Origin of the sequence: Leclercia tamurae, assembly GCF_025566055.1 — a bacterium.
GTDB lineage: Bacteria > Pseudomonadota > Gammaproteobacteria > Enterobacterales > Enterobacteriaceae > Enterobacter > Enterobacter tamurae.
Map to the genome: position 1 here is coordinate 116,731 of NZ_JAMHKS010000076.1, position 18,256 is coordinate 134,986.

Genomic DNA, 18,256 nt, shown 5'->3' on the forward strand with positions numbered 1-18,256 from the left:
GGCTACGCCTTACCCGGCCTACAAACTGGCAACATAGCTGCCGTTTTACGTTTACTTAAGCTACATGACTCGCCGCCACATCCAGCAACGCCATCTCGTCGCTGTTCAGCAGCTTCTCAATGTTCACCAGAATCAGCATACGATCGCCCAGCGCACCCAGACCGGTCAGGTATTCGGTGGACAGCGTCACAGCGAATTCCGGTGCCGGGCGGATCTGCTCGGCGGTCAGGGAGAGCACGTCAGAGACCCCGTCAACCACGATCCCGACCACACGCTGGCCCAGATTGAGCACGATCACCACGGTATTGTCATCATACTCCACGTCGCCCTGGCTGAACTTCACGCGCAGGTCGACGATGGGCACGATAACGCCACGCAGGTTGGTCACGCCTTTGATGAAATCTGGCGTGTTGGCGATGCGGGTCACCTGATCATAGCCACGAATTTCCTGCACTTTCAGAATGTCGATACCGTACTCTTCGTCACCTAAAGTGAAAACCAGGAATTCCTGCCCTGATGGCTCGCCGGCCAGCTTGGTTACATTACTCATACCGGTCATTTTTTTACCTTCTTAACTGAATCAGGCGGCTGTGTGCGCCATACGTTTTTCACGATTTAATCCCTGAAGCGCCGAAACATCGACGATCAGCGCCACGCTACCATCCCCGAGGATGGTGGCGGCTGAAATACCAGGCACCTTGCGGTAGTTGCTCTCAAGGTTCTTCACCACCACCTGATGCTGACCAATCAGCTGATCGACCAGCAGCGCATAGCGGCGACCCGCGCTCTGCAGGATCACTACGATCCCCTGCGTGGCTTCGGTTTTGGCGCCATCCACGTCGAACACTTTCCACAGTTCCACCAGCGGCAGGTACTCGCCACGCACTTCGAGTACGCGCTCACCGCCGGCCAGCGGATGTAAATCTTCTTCACGCGGCTGGAGTGATTCCATCACCGCGTTCAGCGGCAGAATAAACACTTCGCCCGCCACTTTGACCGACATGCCGTCGAGGATCGCCAGCGTCAGCGGGAGCAGAATACGGATAGTGGTCCCGGAACCCTGCTTCGACTTAATCTCAACGTGGCCGCCCATCTCCTGGATGTTACGTTTTACCACATCCATGCCCACGCCACGCCCGGAGACGTCCGTCACCTGCTCGGCGGTGGAGAAGCCCGGAGCGAAGATCAGCATGCCCACTTCTTCGTCGGTCATGTTTTCGCTGACCGCCATCCCCTGCGACATCGCTTTGGCCAGGATGCGCTCGCGGTTCAGGCCTGCGCCGTCGTCGGTCACTTCGATACAGATGTTCCCGCCCTGATGTTCCGCAGAGAGGATCAGGTTCCCGACCGGGGATTTACCTGCGGCAACGCGGTTTTCCGGCAGCTCAATCCCGTGGTCGAGGCTGTTACGCACCAGGTGCGTTAACGGGTCGATAATGCGCTCAATCAGGCTCTTATCCAGCTCGGTGGAGCTGCCCATCAGCGTCAGTTCGATCTGCTTATTCAGCTTAGTGGCCAGGTCGCGCACCAGGCGCGGGAAGCGGCTGAAGACGTACTCCATCGGCATCATACGAATGGACATCACCGATTCCTGCAGGTCACGGGCGTTACGTTGTAACTGGCCCATGCTGGTGATCAGATCCCCGTGGTTTACCGGGTCCAGTTCGTTTGAACGCTGGGCCAGCATCGACTGGGTGATCACCAGTTCGCCGACCAGGTTGATCAGCTGATCCACCTTCTCTACCGCTACGCGGATACTGGTGGATTCGCTGGAGCGGGCAGCCGGTTTTTCACGTTCGCCACGGTTTGGTGCAGCAGATTCGCCTGGAACGGCCTTCAGCGCGGGTGCCGCCGGTGCCACGGCCGGTACCGCAGGCGCGGCCTCTACCACCTCAGCGACGTCGGCAGCGTCGGCAACCGGTGCATCCGCTACCGCTTCAAAGTCGATCTGCTCAGGCTCAATCACAAAACAGAGCACCGCGACCACATCATCTTTGCCGATGCCACCATCAAGAGTAGCAGCCAGCGTGTCCTTGCCCTTCACCACGTTGCTCAACGTCGCCAGATTGCTCAGCTCCTCTTCCAGCAGATTGACTTCGCTCTCTTTCAGACCGGAGAGCACCACGCGCACGCGGTCGTCAACGGCTGGCGCGGCCGTCGGGGCGGCATCAACGACGCTCAGTTTTGCCGGGCTGACGGCAACGGCTGCCGTCTCACCTTTAGCTTCCAGCGCTAACTGACGCAGGGCGTGGCAGATATATTCGAAGCTGGCAGCGTCCGGCTCTTGCGAGCTTTTATAGGCATTGAGCTGTTCCTGCATAATATCTTTCGTTTCCAAAAACAGGTTAATAATGTCGGTATTGAGCTGCATCTCACCGCGTCGGGCCTCATCCAGCAGGTTCTCCATCAGATGGGTCGTCTCCTGCAGAATGGTAAAGCCAAACGTACCGGCGCCTCCTTTTATGGAGTGGGCTGCACGAAATATGGCGTTGAGCTGCTCTGAATCCGGTGCCTCGGGCACCAGGTCCAGCAGATGTTGCTCCATATCCGCCAACAGTTCGTCGGCTTCATCAAAAAACGTCTGGTAAAAATCGCTAATATCCATGCTCACGCTATCACCTCGGATTGGCTGGTGGCGATGTTGGAACGGCAGCCGACGGCACAGGGCCTGGCTGTTTTAAATCATCCAGTGACTCACTTTTACTTTCGGCGTTTTCATGCAGGATGGCCTGCTCCGCCTGCTGGTTGAGCACTAAGAGACTAATTCGACGGTTGATGGCATCTTCCGGTCCGCGGTCGGTCACACGCATGGTGGCGGCCATGCCGACAACCCGCAGCACCTTGCCATCGTCCAGTCCGCCGATCACCAGCTCACGACGGGATGCGTTGGCACGATCCGCAGAGAGCTCCCAGTTGCTGTACCCTTTTTCGCCGCCGGCGTAAGGGAAGTCATCGGTGTGACCGGAGAGACTGATTCGGTTTGGGATCCCGTTCAACACCGGGGCAATCCCGCGCAGAATATCGCGCATATAGGGTTCCACGTCGGCGCTGCCGGTTTTAAACATCGGACGGTTCTGGCTGTCGATAATCTGAATGCGCAGCCCCTCCTGAACAAGATCGATCTTCAGGTGCGGACGCAGGGCACGCAGCTTCGGATCCGCTTCGATCAGCTGATCCAGATCGCCACGCAGTTTCTTCAGGCGCGCCTGCTCCATGCGTCTTTTCAGCTCATCAATGTTGGGCTCGCGCTTCACTTCACCCTGCTTCTGCGTGTAGTCATCCCCACCGCCCGGAATCGGGCTGTCGCTGTTGGAGATACGCGGTCCACTTGACACCGCGGTCGCCAGCGGGGTGCGGAAATACTCTGCTATCTGAATCAGCTCTTTCGGGCTGGAGATAGAGATCAGCCACATCACCAGGAAGAACGCCATCATCGCGGTCATAAAGTCCGCATAGGCGATTTTCCAGGAGCCACCATGATGGCCCCCGTGACCTTTGTGCTTGCGCTTTTTGACTATGACGATGGGATGGGACTGATTTTTCATGCGTCCTCAGTGCTCGTCTGCTGGTTTGGGTTCTTCACCGCGCGCACGTGCTCTTCGAGTTCGATAAACGACGGACGCTCGCTGGAGTACAGGGTTTTACGGCCAAACTCTACCGCGATCGGCGGAGCATAACCGTTCAGGTTGGAGAGCAGCGTGATTTTGACGCACTGCATCATTTTGGTGGTTTCAGCGCTCTTCTGGCGCAATACGGTCGCCAGCGGAGAGATAAAACCGTACGCCAGCAGGATCCCGAGGAAGGTCCCCACCATGGCGTGGGCAATCAGCGCCCCCAGCTCCGCCGCCGGACGATCCGCAGAGGCCAGGGCGTGTACCACCCCCATCACCGCCGCCACGATACCGAACGCCGGCAAGGAGTCGCCGACCATCGCCAGGCTGTTGGCCGGCACTTCCGCTTCGTTTTCGTGGGTTTCGATCTCTTCATCCATCAGCGCTTCGATTTCGAAGGTGTTCATGTTGCCGCTGATGATCAGACGCAGATAGTCGACGATAAATTCGAGCATCATCGAGTCCGCCAGGATCCGCGGATAGCTGGCGAAGATCTCGCTCTCTTTCGGGTTCTCGATATCACGTTCCAGAGAGAACATCCCCTGTTGACGCGACTTGGCCATCAGGCGATAGAGCAGCGCCAGCAGGTCCATATACATACTTTTGGTGTATTTCGAACGACGGAACAGTAACGGCAACGCTTTTAACGTTCCCTTGATCGCCTTGCCGTTGTTGCCAACGATAAATGCACCCACCCCTGCACCGCCGATTATAACCAGCTCGGCCGGTTGATAGAGTGCCCCAAGGTGCCCGCCGGTCATCATGTAACCGCCGAAAACTGTACCGAGAACTACCAGGTAACCTAATACGATAAGCACGACATCATCCTTCCGCTAGTGACTTTAGCCAGAGGACACAGTTCGGGGGTTTACCTGTTCGCGGGGCAAAAAAAAGCAGCGGTAATGGCTTACCGCTGCTGGAGTCTTGCCCGTACGTTCGGGTTAAACAGCCTGTTTGATCTGTTCATCCAGCAGTTGTGGATTACTATCGGCAACATCCCGGGAAAGTTTACGTCTTTTTACCGCGCGAGACGGTGGTTGGCACAAACTGCAGGCAAAGCTGCCGGCAGGCTGGTGAGCGTGGGTGATAAAGTTACCGCTGCAGGAGTTGCAGCGAGATAATTCAAGCAATCCGCTCTCAACAAAACGCACCAGCGTCCATGCACGGGTCAGTGCCAGCAACGGGCCCTCTTCAGGCTGCGGGCACTGCTCAAGATACAGTTTGTACGCTTTAATGACTGCATCAACGCCAGTGCATAAGCCGGTCTTGAGCAGATACTGCCAGGCATTACAGAACATGGAAGCATGAATATTCTGCTCCCATGTCATAAACCAGTCGGTAGAAAACGGCAGCATGCCTTTTGGCGGCGGGCTACCGCGTAATTCTTTATACAGTTTGATAAGACGACCACGGCTCAGCTGTGTCTCGCTTTCAAGCATCTGCAAACGAGCACCAAGCGTTATCAGCTCCATCGCCAGTTGAATGTCACGCGCTTCCTGAACAATGCTCTTCTCACTCATGATCACGCTCTTTTCTTACGGGCTGCGTCATCAGGCTGGCTGATTTCGTTAAGCAAACGAGTAGAAAGCAAAATACCGGTGTGAACCTGCTGCAGATCGTCCACGCGGGACTCCTGAGTCAACTGGGTCACGGTCTGGTGACTATCGAAACGGAACTGGCACACTAACTGGTTAGTTTCGGCCAGTTTGACCATCTGTGGCAGGGTTAAGCCGCCAAGGGTTGTCGCCATCTCTTCATGAATACCCAGGCGAAACATCGCCGAGGCTTTGTCCTGGCTAATCAAACGTTGTGCAAGCAATAAATATGACAGGTTGATGTCATAAATGTGTTTTAGCAATTCGGATGTGTTCATTTTCCCTTCCCGAATAACACTATATTCTTGTGCGGTAGACCGCACCCCGTGATGTCGCCGGGAAAACCCCGGTAAAAAAAAGAAGAAAAGGCTAAAACGCTAGTTGAATTAAGTTCTGTATTGATGAATCTCGTAAAGAAAAACAATAATTGCTTCCTGACAGTTATCACTTCTTACAATTAACTAAGATTTTTCCTAATTCGGTGCAACTCTACCCGTCCGATGTAGGACATACAATGCGGCCTCGCCTGAAATTTAAAATAAATGTGATCCACGTCACATAATTTAGGTGAATTTGAACCAAAAATCCATCAGTATCACTTCTAAATTGTCTATTTAATGAACAAATAACCGCCAGATATATTCTTTCTGGTCGAATATTCATGCACAAGTATGAACTAATCCGGCACGTTACTTGCCTGGGGTTGACAAATTACAAATCCCCTGAACCCCTTAACATATCTAAGATAGAAACAGTAGATTAAGCCACTGAAAATAAAGGAATTAAACCGGCATCAATACGTAAGTATTTTCTTACGTTTACGGCTGGATAAATGTTGCAAAGGGGTTAATCCCCTTGTTTTTGAGGGGGTTTTATTTGTATGATTTCCGTTAAGTTAGCCGTTTTACCCCCCTAAGCAGGGTTTAGCGCTATTCATTACATAAGAATATTTAATGAATAATTATGATAACCATCACATGAATGTCATCTTACCCCCTTGCGTAAGTAAAAAAAGCGCGCTAAAGGTGAGGAATCGCTAATGTACAGATACGTCCGGAGGGTACTATGAGTTACTCCCATATCCTTGTTTCTGTTTCTGTTTCTCCCGAAAGCCACCAACTGGTTGCCAAAGCAGTCGCCATCGCCCGACCGACCCAGGCCCGTATCACCCTCGTCACGCTTTCCGCCGATCCCGAGATGTACAATCAACTGGCCGCACCGATGCTGGAAGATATTCGTGGCGTTATTCAGGAGGAAACCCAGCAATTTCTGGACGAACTTATTGCGCGTGCAGAATATCCCATCGCCCAGACACTTTGTGCGTCAGGCGAATTAAGCGAGAGGATACTTGATATATGTCAAAATCAGGAGGTCGACCTGGTGATTTGTGGCAATCATAATCACAGTTTTTTTTCACGGGCGGCCTGTTGCGCAAAGACAATCGTTAGCAACAGTAAAGTTGATGTGCTGTTAATTCCACTCAGCGCAGTGTAATGCGCTGAGTGGAATTTATTTTCAGGCAAGTTTAGGGAAGGTTGCGACCTTTTTTTGCAGGTTGCTCTCCACGCTGCGGGGAGTGATCTGGTTCAGGTCGTCGATGAAGCGCGCCTGCCAGCGATCGATATCGTTCTCACGAATCACTTTCATCATCTCCGCGTGGCGTGAGATACGCTCCGTAAGCGGCATATCCAGCGCCCGGTGCAGGGCGTTGGCGACATCATCCCGATCGTAAGGGTTGACGATCAGTGCCGAAGTCAGCTCATTGGCCGCACCGGCAAACTGCGATAGCACCAGCACACCCGGATCGGCCGGGTCCTGCGCGGCGACGTACTCTTTCGCCACCAGGTTCATGCCATCACGCAGCGGCGTCACCAGCCCGACATCGGCATAGCGGAATACCTTCATCAGGATCTTGCGTTCAAAATGCTGGTTGAGATAGAACAGCGGGGTCCAGCCCAGCTGACCATAGCGACCGTTGATGCGCCCGGCTTCGTTTTCAAGCTGATGACGAATATCCTGATAAGCCTGCACCTCACCGCGTGAGGTCGGTGCGATTTGGGTGTAGCGGATCTTACCGTGGTGCTCGGGATATTTCTCCAGCAGGGTCTCGTAAGCCTGGAAGCGTTCCGGCAACCCTTTTGAGTAATCGAGACGCTCAACGGAGAAGATGTTTTTTACGTTCTTAAGCTCTTCTTTCAGCTGCGCAAGCTTCGGCGGCAGCGGCCCGGAGGCCTGATCGGCAATCTCGTCCGGCTCAATACCAATCGGATAGACCTCGGTGCGGAAGCGCTTGCCCCAGGCGGAGTGCGAATCATCGTCATGGGCCGTCAGCCGTGTTTTGCTGGCCACGCTGTCGAGGAAGGCCAGTCGGTCGTTTTCGGTCTGGAAGCCCAGCAGATCGTAATCGCAGAGCCCTTCGAGCAGCTCGTCGCTGGGCGGCAGCGCGTTGAAAATTTCTGGGGTCGGGAACGGGATATGCAGGAAGAAGCCGATGCGGTTGTTAATGCCGCGCTTACGCAGTTCGCTGGCAAACGGCAGCAGATGGTAATCGTGTACCCACACCGTGTCGTCCTGCTGGACTAACGGCTGCAGTTTATCAGCCAGCAGGCTATTTACGCGAGAATACCCTTCCCAGGCCTCGCGCTTAAACTTAACCAGGTCGAGGCGATAGTGGAAGGCTGGCCACAGCACAGCGTTAGAGAACTGGCTGTAATATTCATCGTAATTCTGTTCACTGAGATTAAACGAGGCCCAGGTGATGTTCCCGCGGGTCACCTTTTTTAGCGGTTTATCCTCGTTACCAATCTCTCCACTCCAGCCAAACCAGAGCCCCCCCGTACTTTTTAACGCCCCCAGCACCCCTACAGCCAGTCCACCTGCGCTGGCTTTTTTGTCGTCCGGGGGAGCGATGCGATTAGAAACTACGATCAAGCGACCCATAAGGTTTTCTCCTGTTAATTTGCGCTATTTCTTTTTCTTGTTGATGGTTAGCGGCTTTTATTACCCATTGCCAGACATCGGGCACCGTCGCCAGCCGCCAGCTGGCTTTGGTATCGCCCGCGCCGACTTTTACTGATACCCCTTTAAGCTGGTTGACCACCTCAAAGCCATGCTCATCGGTCAGGTCATCGCCTAAGAACACCGGCGTTCTGCCGAGGAAAGGCGCTTCATGCATAAAGGCGGAGATAGCTTCGCCTTTGTGGATGCCCCTCGGTTTAATTTCAACCACACATTTACCCGGCTGAAGTGACAGCTGCGGGTTGTCACGCACCACCTGTTCCGCCAGGTTAAACACTTCCTGCTCATACTGGGGCGCCTGGCGATAGTGGAGCGCAAACGCCATCCCCTTGGCCTCAAGCTCGGTACCAGGCAGATATAAAAGCGCCGTCGTCAACTGCGCATGCAGCGTCTGGACCAGATCAGGAGGAAGGGAAACGGTTTGCAGATGACCATGGATGTCGCGGCGCTCCGCCCCGTGTACACCGGCAAGCGGAAAACGGTAAGGTCCGGCGAGCTGATCCAGCTCGGCGATTGAACGCCCTGATATCAATGCCAGTGCCCCCTGGTTCAGCTGGGCAAGCTGATTCAGCGCCTCTAACACTTCTACGGGAACTGCCACCTCATCGGGGTGCGGCTTGATTGTTGCCAGGGTCCCGTCGAGGTCAAAAAAGTACGCATAGTTTTCAGTTAGTAACGGCGGTGAAGTTAACGTATCGGCCACCCTGATCCTCCTTACAGTTGGCGAGATGAAAAACTGTTAACATCTCAGTAGCAGTGTAAGTATAGACAGTGTGACGAGGCTCGCCATTTGACAACCCCCTTCCCGCTGCGGCTGGAAAGGGGGTTAAGGTCGCGACTACACTTAAAAGTTAGGTCGCGGAAGAGAGGAAAACGGGTTAAACCGTACGCTTCGCTTTTTGTTTGTAACGGTCGAAGATCACCGCTGCAAGCAGGATCAGGCCACGTACCACATACTGCGAGAACGGAGAGATGTTCAACAGGTTCATGGCGTTCTCCACCGTCCCGAGTATCAGGATCCCCGCCACCACATATGAGATTTTTCCGATGCCGCCTTTGAGTGATACCCCCCCCAAAACGCAGGCTGAGATGACGATCAGCTCATAACCGATAGAGGTCATCGGCTGGCCGCTGGTCATACGCGAAGCCAGAATAATCCCCGCTGCCGCCGACACCAGACCGGAGAGCACAAAGATAATAATCTTGGTGCGTACCACCGGAACCCCGGCCAGACGCGCCGCCTCCTCATTACCACCAATCGCCAGGGTGTTACGGCCAAAGGTGGTTCTGTTCAGCAGGAAACCAAAGATAATCAGACACCCCACCGTCAGCCAGATAGGCGCTGGCAGACCGAGCCAGTTGGCATAGCCGAGGGCGAAGAAGCGCTCGTCTTCAATCCCCACCGCTTTACCGTCAGAGATGATATAGGCCAGCCCGCGCACGATCTGCATGGTAGCGAGGGTGGTGATGAGGGCGTTGATTTTCAGCCGGGCAATAACGAAGCCGTTGACCAGGCCGCTGAGCATGCCGAGCAGGAGCCCGGCCGCCACGCCAATCCACAGGCTTTCAGTCATATTGATGACTACCGCAGTCGTCACCCCGGCGCAGGCGATGACCGAGGCCACCGACAGGTCGAAGTCGCCGGATGCCAGACAGAACAGCATCCCGCAGGCGACCATCCCGGACATGGATATCGCCAGACCCAGCCCCTTCATATTAATGAAGGTGGCGAAATTAGGCACAAAGATAGCGCAGCCGAGGAACAGCGCGGCAAAAACCACCAGCATGCCGTATTGATCCCAGATGCGCCCGAAGCTGAAGGCCGATTTCGGCGCTCCGGATGTAGTGACAGAGGACATCTTATTCTCCTTACTCAGGCGACAGCCTGGCTGACTTTAGGCATGGCGAGGCTTAAGGCCTGCTGTTCATTCGCCTGTTCATGAAGCAATTCACCGGCAATAGCCCCTTCGCGCATCACCACGATACGGTCGGCCACACCCAGCACTTCCGGCAGATCGCTCGAGGCGAAGAGCACCGCCACGCCGCGTTTTGCCAGAGCGTAAATCACGTTATAAATTTCGTGCTTCGCCCCCACGTCGATACCGCGGGTCGGCTCATCCAGCAGGATCACCTTCATCTCTTCCGACAGCCAGCGGCCAAGGATCGCCTTCTGCTGGTTGCCGCCGGAGAGGTTCATGATCAGCTGTTCGGCGCTCGGGGTTTTGATGTTGAGTGAGCGAATGTGGTGATCGGCATTGCTGACCTCCCACGTATCGTTAATCAGACACCCGGCGCGAATGGTCTTGCGCCGCGCCGAGATGTTGATGTTGTCCCGCACTGAGTGCACCGGGATGATCCCCTCGGCTTTACGGTCTTCCGGACAGAGCATCATCCCTGCGCGGATAGCGTGGGCCGGTTTCTGAATGTCGACCGGTTGCCCGTCGATAAACACCTGCCCGCCGGTAATGCGGGTGCCGCCAAACAGCCCTTTCATCAGCTCGCTGCGCCCTGCCCCCACCAGCCCGAACAGGCCGACGATTTCACCGCTGCGCACGGTAAGGCTGATCGGCGTGCGTACGCCCGGGGCTTTCACCTCGTCCAGACGCAATAGCTCGCCGCCGTACTGCCGCGATTCCCAGTGGTAGATATCGCCCAGCTCGCGGCCCACCATCGCCTGCACCAGCTGGTCGTGGTTGACCTGCTGCATGTCGGTGAAGGTACGCACATAACGGCCATCCTTAAACACGGTGATGGCATCGCTGAGGGCAAAAATCTCTTCCATACGGTGCGACACGTACAGAATGATGCGCCCCTCTTTACGCAGCTCGCGGATTACCCGGAACAGGTTTTCAATCTCGCGCGCTGAGAGCGAGCTGGTCGGTTCATCAAAGGCAATGACTTTGGCATTGCGGGCCAGCGCTTTGGCGATCTCCACCATCTGCCACTGGCCGATGGAGAGATATTTGAGCGGGGTCTGCGGGTCGATATCCAGCCCGAGGTGCTTCAGCTGTAATCCGGCTTCATAGTTGAGCAGCGAACGATTAACGAAGCCGCCCTTATGGGGAAGCTGACCGAGATAAATATTTTCTGCCACGGTCATCTCAGGGACCAGATGCAGCTCCTGGTAGATGATGGCGACCCCGGCGTTCAGCGCGGCGGTGGTGTCCGCAAAGGCGACCTCTTTGCCCTGTAACGCCAGAGTGCCCGTTGTCGGGGCGTAGTTACCGCTGAGGATCTTCAGCAGCGTGGATTTTCCGGCACCGTTCTCCCCCATCAGGGCATGAACCTGACCCGGGTAGCAGTCAAAGCTGATGTCGGTCAGCGCGTTGACACCGGGAAAGGTTTTGCCGATGCCGCGAAATGAGAGATAGGGTTCAGACTGTTGCATAACGTCTCCGAGGATCGAGTAGTGAACGTCTGGCCCCCCTGACTTCCGGGGGGCGCAATCACAGTAAATTACTTACCGCCCAGTCCTTTTTTCTCCAGCTCGGCTTTGAAGTTGTCACGGGTGATCAGCACCACGTCGGTCACTTCAGTAAATTTCGCTGGCTCTGCCCCTTTGGTCACCCAGTTGTAGAGCATTTCGCTGGATTTGTAGCCGTGAACGTCCGGGCTTGGCAGGAGGGAGCCGTAGAAGCCGGTAGCCTGCCCTTTAGAGAGTTCGCTCACCGCATCCACACCGTTGATGCCGATACCGATCACGTCTGCCGCTTTGAAGCCCTGGCCTTCAGTGGCGCGCACGCCGCCGAGCACGGTGTTGTCGTTCATCCCGACCACCAGCCAGTGTTTGACTTCAGAGTGCTGAACCAGCATAGAGTTGGCCGCATCGAAGGCGCCCGGGATGTCGTTAGATTTGGTTGGCACTTTGTAGATCTGTTTTTCCGGGAAGCCGGCCGCTTTCAGGGCATCCATCGAACCGGTGGTACGACGGCGCGCGGTATCCAGCTCGTCAGCGGTAATGGCCATCACGGCGGTGTCTTTCACATCCCAGCCGCGTTTTTGCATCTCTTTATACAGCTCCTGACCCTGACGCTCGCCGATTTTGGTCGCCGCCATCATCACCAGAGGAACGGTATCCATCGGCGCGCCTTTGGCGTTGACGAACTGATCGTCCACCGCGATGACCTTCATGTCGTAGCCGCGCGCTTTCGCCACGATGGCGGCGCCCAGTTTTGGATCCGGCGTACAGATGACAAACCCTTTCGCGCCGCTGGCCGCCAGGCTGTCGATGGCATTCAGCGTTTTTTCACCGTCCGGCACGGCAATTTTGATCACTTCGAAGCCCAAATCTTTCCCGGCTTTATCAGCGAATTTCCACTCCGTCTGGAACCACGGCTCTTCCGGCTGCTTGACCAGGAAACCGAGCTTTAAGTTCTCCGCCATAGCGGATTGTGACATAACGGCAGCCAGACCGATGGCCGCCAGCGCTTTAGTAAATTTGTGCATGGTTAACTCCAGCTTTAGCGTTCTAATTTGTAGGGAAACAACTTCTCAATTTTGTTTATTCGGACGTAAAACAACGCATTAGCGCCAAAGGTGTTAAAAGCGCATTTGCTTGAGATAGTTTTAGCGGGAAATTAATCATCCATAAGAGAGCGCCATCACACCGCAGAATTACAGTAATTGCGTACATACATTCAGCGAGAAATGACATAAATGCGGAGGTATTTGTCAGACAATTAGAAAGGGTTAAAGCAGATTAGTCCATAAGTTCAGCCAGGATATCCTTGTTAGACGGGCGCACGCGCGCCCGGCGATCTTACCAGGGATAGTAGATGTGTTCGGCGTGCTCGCGAACAGGGGCGTCATCGCCCAACAGGCGCGCAGAGAGGGTCAGGGCGAAATCGAAAGCATGGCCCAGGCCCTTACCGCTGATGAGGTTGCCATCTTCTACCACCGGGGCATCGACATAGACGCCGTCCTGAACCCCCTGCCAGAGATCCCCCGAGCAGACATAGCGACGGCCTTTCAGCAAGCCGTTCCCGCCCAGCACGCGCGCGGCGGCGGAACAGATCGGGGCGATAATTTTGCCCGCTTCGTCATGCGCAGCGACAAAACGCACCACCTCTGCGCTGGCGGCGAGGTTAACGCTGCCCTGCGGGCCGCCCGGTAGGACAACGGCGTCGTAGTAAGTATCTATTTTGTGGCTCAGGGTGTGATCGGCGACCATTGGGATAGTATGGTAGCTCACCACTCCCCGCGACTCTGCGCAGGCCAGGGTCTCTACTTCAATATTGAGACGGCGCAGGATATCAATGGTGATGATCGCTTCCGCCTCTTCAAATCCGGGTGCCAGTAGCACCGCAACCTTTGCCATAAAAACACTCCATTAGATTAAAACAATGTTTCATTTTTACAGAGTGTGCGGCAACAAACTTCCTGCTGGATCACATATCACACTCTTTTTCCCAAAAGTGATCCGGCGCAATTTTCATCACGTGTAAAAATCTATTAAATATAAGAATTATCTCTATTCCGCCAGGCGGAAATTATTATCACTTTTTGTGCTAAACACCTGTCCCGGCGCTACCCGGAAAAACATTAAAATACGTGATCAATCAAATCGCTTTAAATTTATACAAACCCATAAATTACAGTCACTTATTTATTTAACGCTCTCACTTAATCCTCTCTGACTGCTTCACTGTTTTTAATTCCTGATGGGAGGTAAGCTTTAGTAAGAATATATTTATAAGGATTTTCTTATAAAGCAACCGCTGTTATTATTATTTTTACCCGATGCCTGAAGTGAATAAGGGATCACATACAGGGAAAACAGAATGCTTTTATTCTGAAGTGAACTATCGTTAATGATGATTATTTTTTTGGTTACATAACGAAGAAAAGGGAATGGATATGGCTGCCTCGGATATGATCAACAAGCTCAATACGCAGATGAACCTGGAGTTTCACGCGTCAAACCTCTCTTTGCACCTCAGCGAGTGGTGCTCAGAACATCAGTTCACCGGCTCCGCGACCTTCCTGCGCACTCAGGCGCAGAGCAACGTCACCCAGATGATGCGCGTTTTTGATTTTCTGAAAGCCTCTGGCGCGATGCCGGTGCTGAAACCAGTTGATATGAGTGATGAAGACTGCAGCTGTCTGGAAGCGGTTTTCCAGCGCACGCTGGAGGAGTATGAGCAACGCTGCCTGACGCTGAATCAATTAACGGATGAAGCGCGAAAAATGGAAGATATCTCTACGCTCAACTTCCTGCATGATATTGAAAAAGAGCAACAGCAGGATGGGGTGTTACTGAAGACCGTCCTCGATGAAGTTCGCCAGGCCCGGAGCACCGGCATGGGGCTGGAACAAACCGATCGTCACCTGCTGAACGTCGTCAACTGCCAGCATCACTGATCCTGCGCTTCACATGACTTACCCGGCCTGTGCCGGGTAATTTTGTTTCAGAACAACCAACCCTTTGCTTTTATTAATCTTTAACAAATCCGATCTGGCTCCCACCGAATAACCCTTCTCCGTGTAATGATTTGCGAAAATTTCATTTTCACAGACGAGGGAAACGTATGATTACCGTTGAATTTGTTGTCATTATTCTGTGCCTGTTAGTCGGAACCCGGTTCGGTGGTATGGGACTGGGGCTGATCAGCGGCATTGGCCTTTTTATTCTCAGCTTTGTCTTTGGGCTTCAGCCCGGTAAGCCTCCGGTAGATGTGATGCTGACGATCCTTGCGGTCATCGGCTGCGCCGCCACGCTGCAAACCGCCGGGGGACTGAACGTGATGATGCAGTTTGCCGAAAGGCTGCTGCGACGGCATCCGCAACACATCACCCTGCTCGCCCCCTTTACCACCTGGATGCTGACCTTCCTGTGCGGCACCGGCCATGTGGTCTATACCATGTTCCCGATCATCGCCGATATCGCGCTGAAAAAAGGCATCCGCCCGGAACGCCCGATGGCGGTGGCGTCTATTGCCTCGCAGATGGCAATTACCGCCTCGCCGGTGTCGGTTGCCGTCGTCTCGCTGGTGTCGATTCTTGCCGCGCAGCACGGCGTGGGTCAGGCGTTTGGCATTCTGCAGATCCTCGCCATTTCGGTCCCGGCCTCGCTGGCGGGGGTAGCGATTGCCGCCCTATGGAGTCTGCGCCGCGGCAAGGATCTGGCCGACGACGAGGAGTTTCAGGCCCGGCTGCAGGATCCCGAGCAGCGCAAGTTCATCTACGGCAGTACCGACACCTTAATGGATCAACGTTTCCCGAAGCAGGCCTACTGGTCCACCTGGATCTTCTTCGCCGGGATTGCCGTCGTGGTGCTGCTGGGTGCCCTGCCCGAGCTGCGTCCGGCCTTTGAGGTGAAAGGCAAAATGACGGCCCTGTCGATGAACCTGGTGATCCAGATGATGATGCTGATTGCCGGGGCGGTGATGCTGATGGTGTGCAAAGTAAATGCCGCGGCGATCTCAAACGGGGCGGTGTTTAAGGCCGGGATGGTGGCGATTTTCTCGGTCTTTGGCGTGGCATGGATGAGCGACACCTTTTTCCAGGCGCATCTGGATGAACTGAAGATGGCCCTGGAGGGGGTGGTAAAAAGTCACCCCTGGACCTACGCCATCGTGCTGTTCCTGGTCTCGAAACTGGTCAACAGCCAGGCGGCAGCCCTGACGGCGGTAGCGCCGATGGGATTAATGCTGGGAATCGATCCGAAGATGCTGATTGCTTTCTTCCCGGCGTCGTACGGCTATTTTGTTCTACCGACCTACCCCAGCGACCTCGCCTGCATTGGCTTTGACCGCTCGGGCACTACGCGCATTGGCAAATTTATTATTAACCACAGCTTTATTCTGCCGGGGCTTATTGGGGTGAGCTGCGCCTGTGCGGTGAGCTATCTGCTGGTGCAGACCTTTATGTAACCTGCATTCCGGGCGACCCGGGGTCGCCCGTTCACATTCTTCTCACAAAACCATTTCTAAATTCAAAACGTCGGTTTATTTTAGTGAGACTCGCCCTGCGGGGTGAACTTCAGTTCAATCAGCGCAATGGCTTTCTGAACCGCACGCAGCGTGACGGGGTCGGCCGAGGCAGGATTGCTGGTAAAATCGATGTTTCTGAGCTGGCTGGACATCTTCTCGCGCACCTCAGCCGGGGCGATGATTTCAATCACATCAAGGATTTGTTTGATAACCAGCTGGCATGCAACAACGTCAGAGATCAGTTCCTGATCGGCACTCAGGTTTTGAGACATAGGCTTCTCCTGTTTGAAAGGCCGCCATAGTAGCAAAACGCCCGGCCTGTTGCGGCCTGCAGGCACAAAAAAACCTGCCGAAGCAGGTTTTTTTATCAGAACATCGCGCCTGGCGGTACGTCCTTGAAGGTCTTGCAATAGGATTCGAACATGCTTTTCAGGATTTTGCGCAATTTCATTGTTTTGCTCCGGCTAATTGTTATGCAGGTGTTATCGTTGATGCGCCTATAATATGACCGCCATCACAAAAATCAATCATTTTGTGATATTCATCACGGCAGTTTATTTAAAATAAAACAGCGTTCCTGTTAAAAATAAATACAAATCAGGCAATTAGCATCCTGCTTGTTCCTGTAAATTTTTAAAAAAAAGTTTAAGTGGCAGAGGAAAAATGAGCGAAAAAATCTCCGGCAACGCGGCCAGCGGGATCTCTCCCGCTGCGCTGTTGGTGGCTGGCGCATTCTTTATGGAGTTTCTCGACGGAACGGTGATCGCCACCGCCCTACCCGATATGGCGAAAAGCTTTGGCGTACAGGCGGTGGATCTCAACATCGGCATCAGCGCCTATCTCATCACCCTGGCGGTGCTGATCCCGGCCAGCGGCTGGATTGCCGACCGTTTTGGCGCGCGCAAAGTCTTTACCCTCGCACTGGCGATCTTCACCCTCGCCTCGGTGCTGTGCGGCCTCGCCACCAGCGTCGATCAGTTCGTCGCCATGCGCGTCCTGCAGGGGATGGGGGGCGCGCTGATGGTCCCGGTCGGGCGGCTGGCGGTGCTGCGCACCACCCCGAAACATCTGTTGATCACCGCCATCGCCACCCTGACCTGGCCCGCGCTGGTAGCGCCGATTATCGGCCCGCCGCTGGGCGGGTTTATCACCAGCTATGCCAACTGGCGCTGGATCTTCTTTATTAATGTCCCGCTGGGGCTGATTGCCATCGCGCTGGCGCTGCGCATTATCCCGGATATCTGTGAGGAGACGCGCCGTCCGTTCGACACCCCGGGCTTTGTCGCCACCTCGGTGGCAATGGTCAGCCTGGTTTGCGCCATGGAGATGATGGGGGCGCACGACGTGAATACAGTAATCACTCTTGCACTACTGGCCATCGGAGTGATGACGTTGATCTATGCCCTGCGGCATTTCAGACGCGCTGAATGGCCGATGATCCGCCTTGACGCCCTGCAGGTACCGACCTTTCGCGTGACGATGTACGGCGGGTCGCTGTTTCGCGCCTCCATCAGCGCCGTGCCGTTTTTGCTGCCGCTGCTGTTTCAGGTGGGATTCGGCATGGATGCGTTCCACTCCGGGCTGCTGGTACTGGCGGTGTTTGTCGGCAATCTGACCATCAAACCGGCGACCACCCCGCTGATTCGCGGGCTGGGATTTAAAAAGCTGCTGCTGATTAACGGGGCGCTGAACGTGCTGGCCCTGCTGGCGTGCGCATTCCTGACCCCGCAAACTCCGGTGTGGGTGATCATGCTGGTGCTCTATCTGGGGGGCGTATTCCGTTCCATTCAGTTTACCGCCATCAGCACCCTCGCCTTTGCTGATGTCCCTTCCCCGCAGATGAGCTATGCCAACACCCTGTTTTCCACCGCTACCCAACTGGCGGTGGGTCTGGGGATCACCCTCGGCGCGATCGGGATCCGTCTCGGGGAACTGAGCAGCGAGATGCTGGGGATGGAGGCGCTACCGGGCATCAGCTTCCGGCTGGCGTTTGTGGCGATTGCACTGGTCTGTCTGCTGGGGATGATCGATACCCTGCGGCTGGTGAAAGATGCCGGCAGTGCGGTATCCAGCAAGCGGGCATAAAAAAAGCCAGCGTAAG

At 54.8% G+C, this 18,256-nt stretch carries 18 protein-coding genes; 4 read left to right on the forward strand and 14 right to left on the reverse strand.

Features of this window, described 5'->3' with window-relative positions; translation table 11 throughout:
- Positions 1–55 precede the first annotated feature (55 nt).
- The 6 genes from cheW to flhD all read right to left on the reverse strand — a co-directional run bounded on the left by cheW (position 56) and on the right by flhD (position 5,484).
- A complete protein-coding gene (gene cheW, locus M8318_RS16730) occupies positions 56–559 on the reverse strand; it encodes a chemotaxis protein CheW (protein WP_032611989.1) in 504 nt (167 codons plus the stop codon).
- A 21-nt stretch (positions 560–580) separates the two neighbouring features.
- Positions 581–2,611, reverse strand: a complete 2,031-nt coding sequence (cheA, locus tag M8318_RS16735) for a chemotaxis protein CheA (protein WP_262663602.1) — start codon at positions 2,609–2,611, stop codon at positions 581–583.
- A gap of 4 nt (positions 2,612–2,615) precedes the next feature.
- A complete protein-coding gene (motB, locus tag M8318_RS16740; protein ID WP_262663603.1) occupies positions 2,616–3,545 on the reverse strand; it encodes a flagellar motor protein MotB in 930 nt (309 codons plus the stop codon).
- On the reverse strand, positions 3,542–4,429 hold the full coding sequence (gene motA / locus M8318_RS16745) for a flagellar motor stator protein MotA (protein WP_032611994.1): 888 nt from the start codon (positions 4,427–4,429) through the stop codon (positions 3,542–3,544). The genes motB and motA overlap by 4 nt, the downstream gene beginning before the upstream one ends.
- 123 nt (positions 4,430–4,552) lie before the next feature.
- A complete protein-coding gene (gene flhC, locus M8318_RS16750; RefSeq protein WP_225758518.1) occupies positions 4,553–5,131 on the reverse strand; it encodes a flagellar transcriptional regulator FlhC in 579 nt (192 codons plus the stop codon).
- A 2-nt stretch (positions 5,132–5,133) separates the two neighbouring features.
- Positions 5,134–5,484 (reverse strand): flagellar transcriptional regulator FlhD, encoded by a 351-nt coding sequence (gene flhD / locus M8318_RS16755; protein WP_166182857.1) that lies wholly within the window; start codon positions 5,482–5,484, stop codon positions 5,134–5,136.
- Between the two features lie 787 nt (positions 5,485–6,271).
- On the opposite strand from flhD, the gene uspC reads away from it, so the two are divergent.
- A complete protein-coding gene (gene uspC, locus M8318_RS16760; RefSeq protein ID WP_262663606.1) occupies positions 6,272–6,700 on the forward strand; it encodes a universal stress protein UspC in 429 nt (142 codons plus the stop codon).
- A gap of 21 nt (positions 6,701–6,721) precedes the next feature.
- Here the strand turns inward: uspC and otsA are convergent, their stop codons facing one another.
- From otsA to M8318_RS16790, 6 genes are all read right to left on the reverse strand, one after another.
- A complete protein-coding gene (gene otsA, locus M8318_RS16765; RefSeq protein WP_262663607.1) occupies positions 6,722–8,146 on the reverse strand; it encodes an alpha,alpha-trehalose-phosphate synthase in 1,425 nt (474 codons plus the stop codon).
- Positions 8,121–8,927, reverse strand: a complete 807-nt coding sequence (otsB, locus tag M8318_RS16770; protein ID WP_262663609.1) for a trehalose-phosphatase — start codon at positions 8,925–8,927, stop codon at positions 8,121–8,123. Before otsB ends, otsA begins: the two co-directional genes overlap by 26 nt.
- 175 nt (positions 8,928–9,102) lie before the next feature.
- Entirely contained in the window at positions 9,103–10,083 is a 981-nt protein-coding gene (gene araH / locus M8318_RS16775; protein ID WP_262663610.1) for an arabinose ABC transporter permease AraH, read from the reverse strand.
- 14 nt (positions 10,084–10,097) lie between these two features.
- Positions 10,098–11,612, reverse strand: coding sequence for an L-arabinose ABC transporter ATP-binding protein AraG (gene araG / locus M8318_RS16780; RefSeq protein WP_262663611.1), 1,515 nt, complete (start codon positions 11,610–11,612; stop codon positions 10,098–10,100).
- A gap of 68 nt (positions 11,613–11,680) precedes the next feature.
- Complete coding sequence (gene araF / locus M8318_RS16785) at positions 11,681–12,670, reverse strand: arabinose ABC transporter substrate-binding protein AraF (RefSeq protein ID WP_106993367.1); 990 nt, start codon at positions 12,668–12,670, stop codon at positions 11,681–11,683.
- A gap of 313 nt (positions 12,671–12,983) precedes the next feature.
- Entirely contained in the window at positions 12,984–13,541 is a 558-nt protein-coding gene (locus tag M8318_RS16790; RefSeq protein WP_262663612.1) for a DJ-1/PfpI family protein, read from the reverse strand.
- Positions 13,542–14,080: 539 nt separating this feature from the next.
- Here M8318_RS16790 and M8318_RS16795 point away from each other — a divergent pair.
- On the forward strand, positions 14,081–14,584 hold the full coding sequence (locus M8318_RS16795; RefSeq protein WP_262663613.1) for a non-heme ferritin-like protein: 504 nt from the start codon (positions 14,081–14,083) through the stop codon (positions 14,582–14,584).
- Between the two features lie 167 nt (positions 14,585–14,751).
- On the forward strand, positions 14,752–16,095 hold the full coding sequence (locus M8318_RS16800; protein ID WP_262663614.1) for an anaerobic C4-dicarboxylate transporter: 1,344 nt from the start codon (positions 14,752–14,754) through the stop codon (positions 16,093–16,095).
- 80 nt (positions 16,096–16,175) lie between these two features.
- Here the strand turns inward: M8318_RS16800 and M8318_RS16805 are convergent, their stop codons facing one another.
- A complete protein-coding gene (locus M8318_RS16805; protein WP_262663615.1) occupies positions 16,176–16,427 on the reverse strand; it encodes a DUF2766 domain-containing protein in 252 nt (83 codons plus the stop codon).
- A gap of 95 nt (positions 16,428–16,522) precedes the next feature.
- Positions 16,523–16,606 carry a stress response protein AzuC gene (gene azuC / locus M8318_RS16810; protein ID WP_098946254.1) on the reverse strand — a complete coding sequence of 28 codons (84 nt, stop codon included), beginning with the start codon at positions 16,604–16,606 and terminating at the stop codon, positions 16,523–16,525.
- Positions 16,607–16,818: 212 nt separating this feature from the next.
- Between azuC and M8318_RS16815 the strand changes: the two genes are divergently transcribed.
- Positions 16,819–18,240, forward strand: a complete 1,422-nt coding sequence (locus M8318_RS16815; protein WP_262663616.1) for an MFS transporter — start codon at positions 16,819–16,821, stop codon at positions 18,238–18,240.
- Positions 18,241–18,256 lie beyond the last annotated feature (16 nt).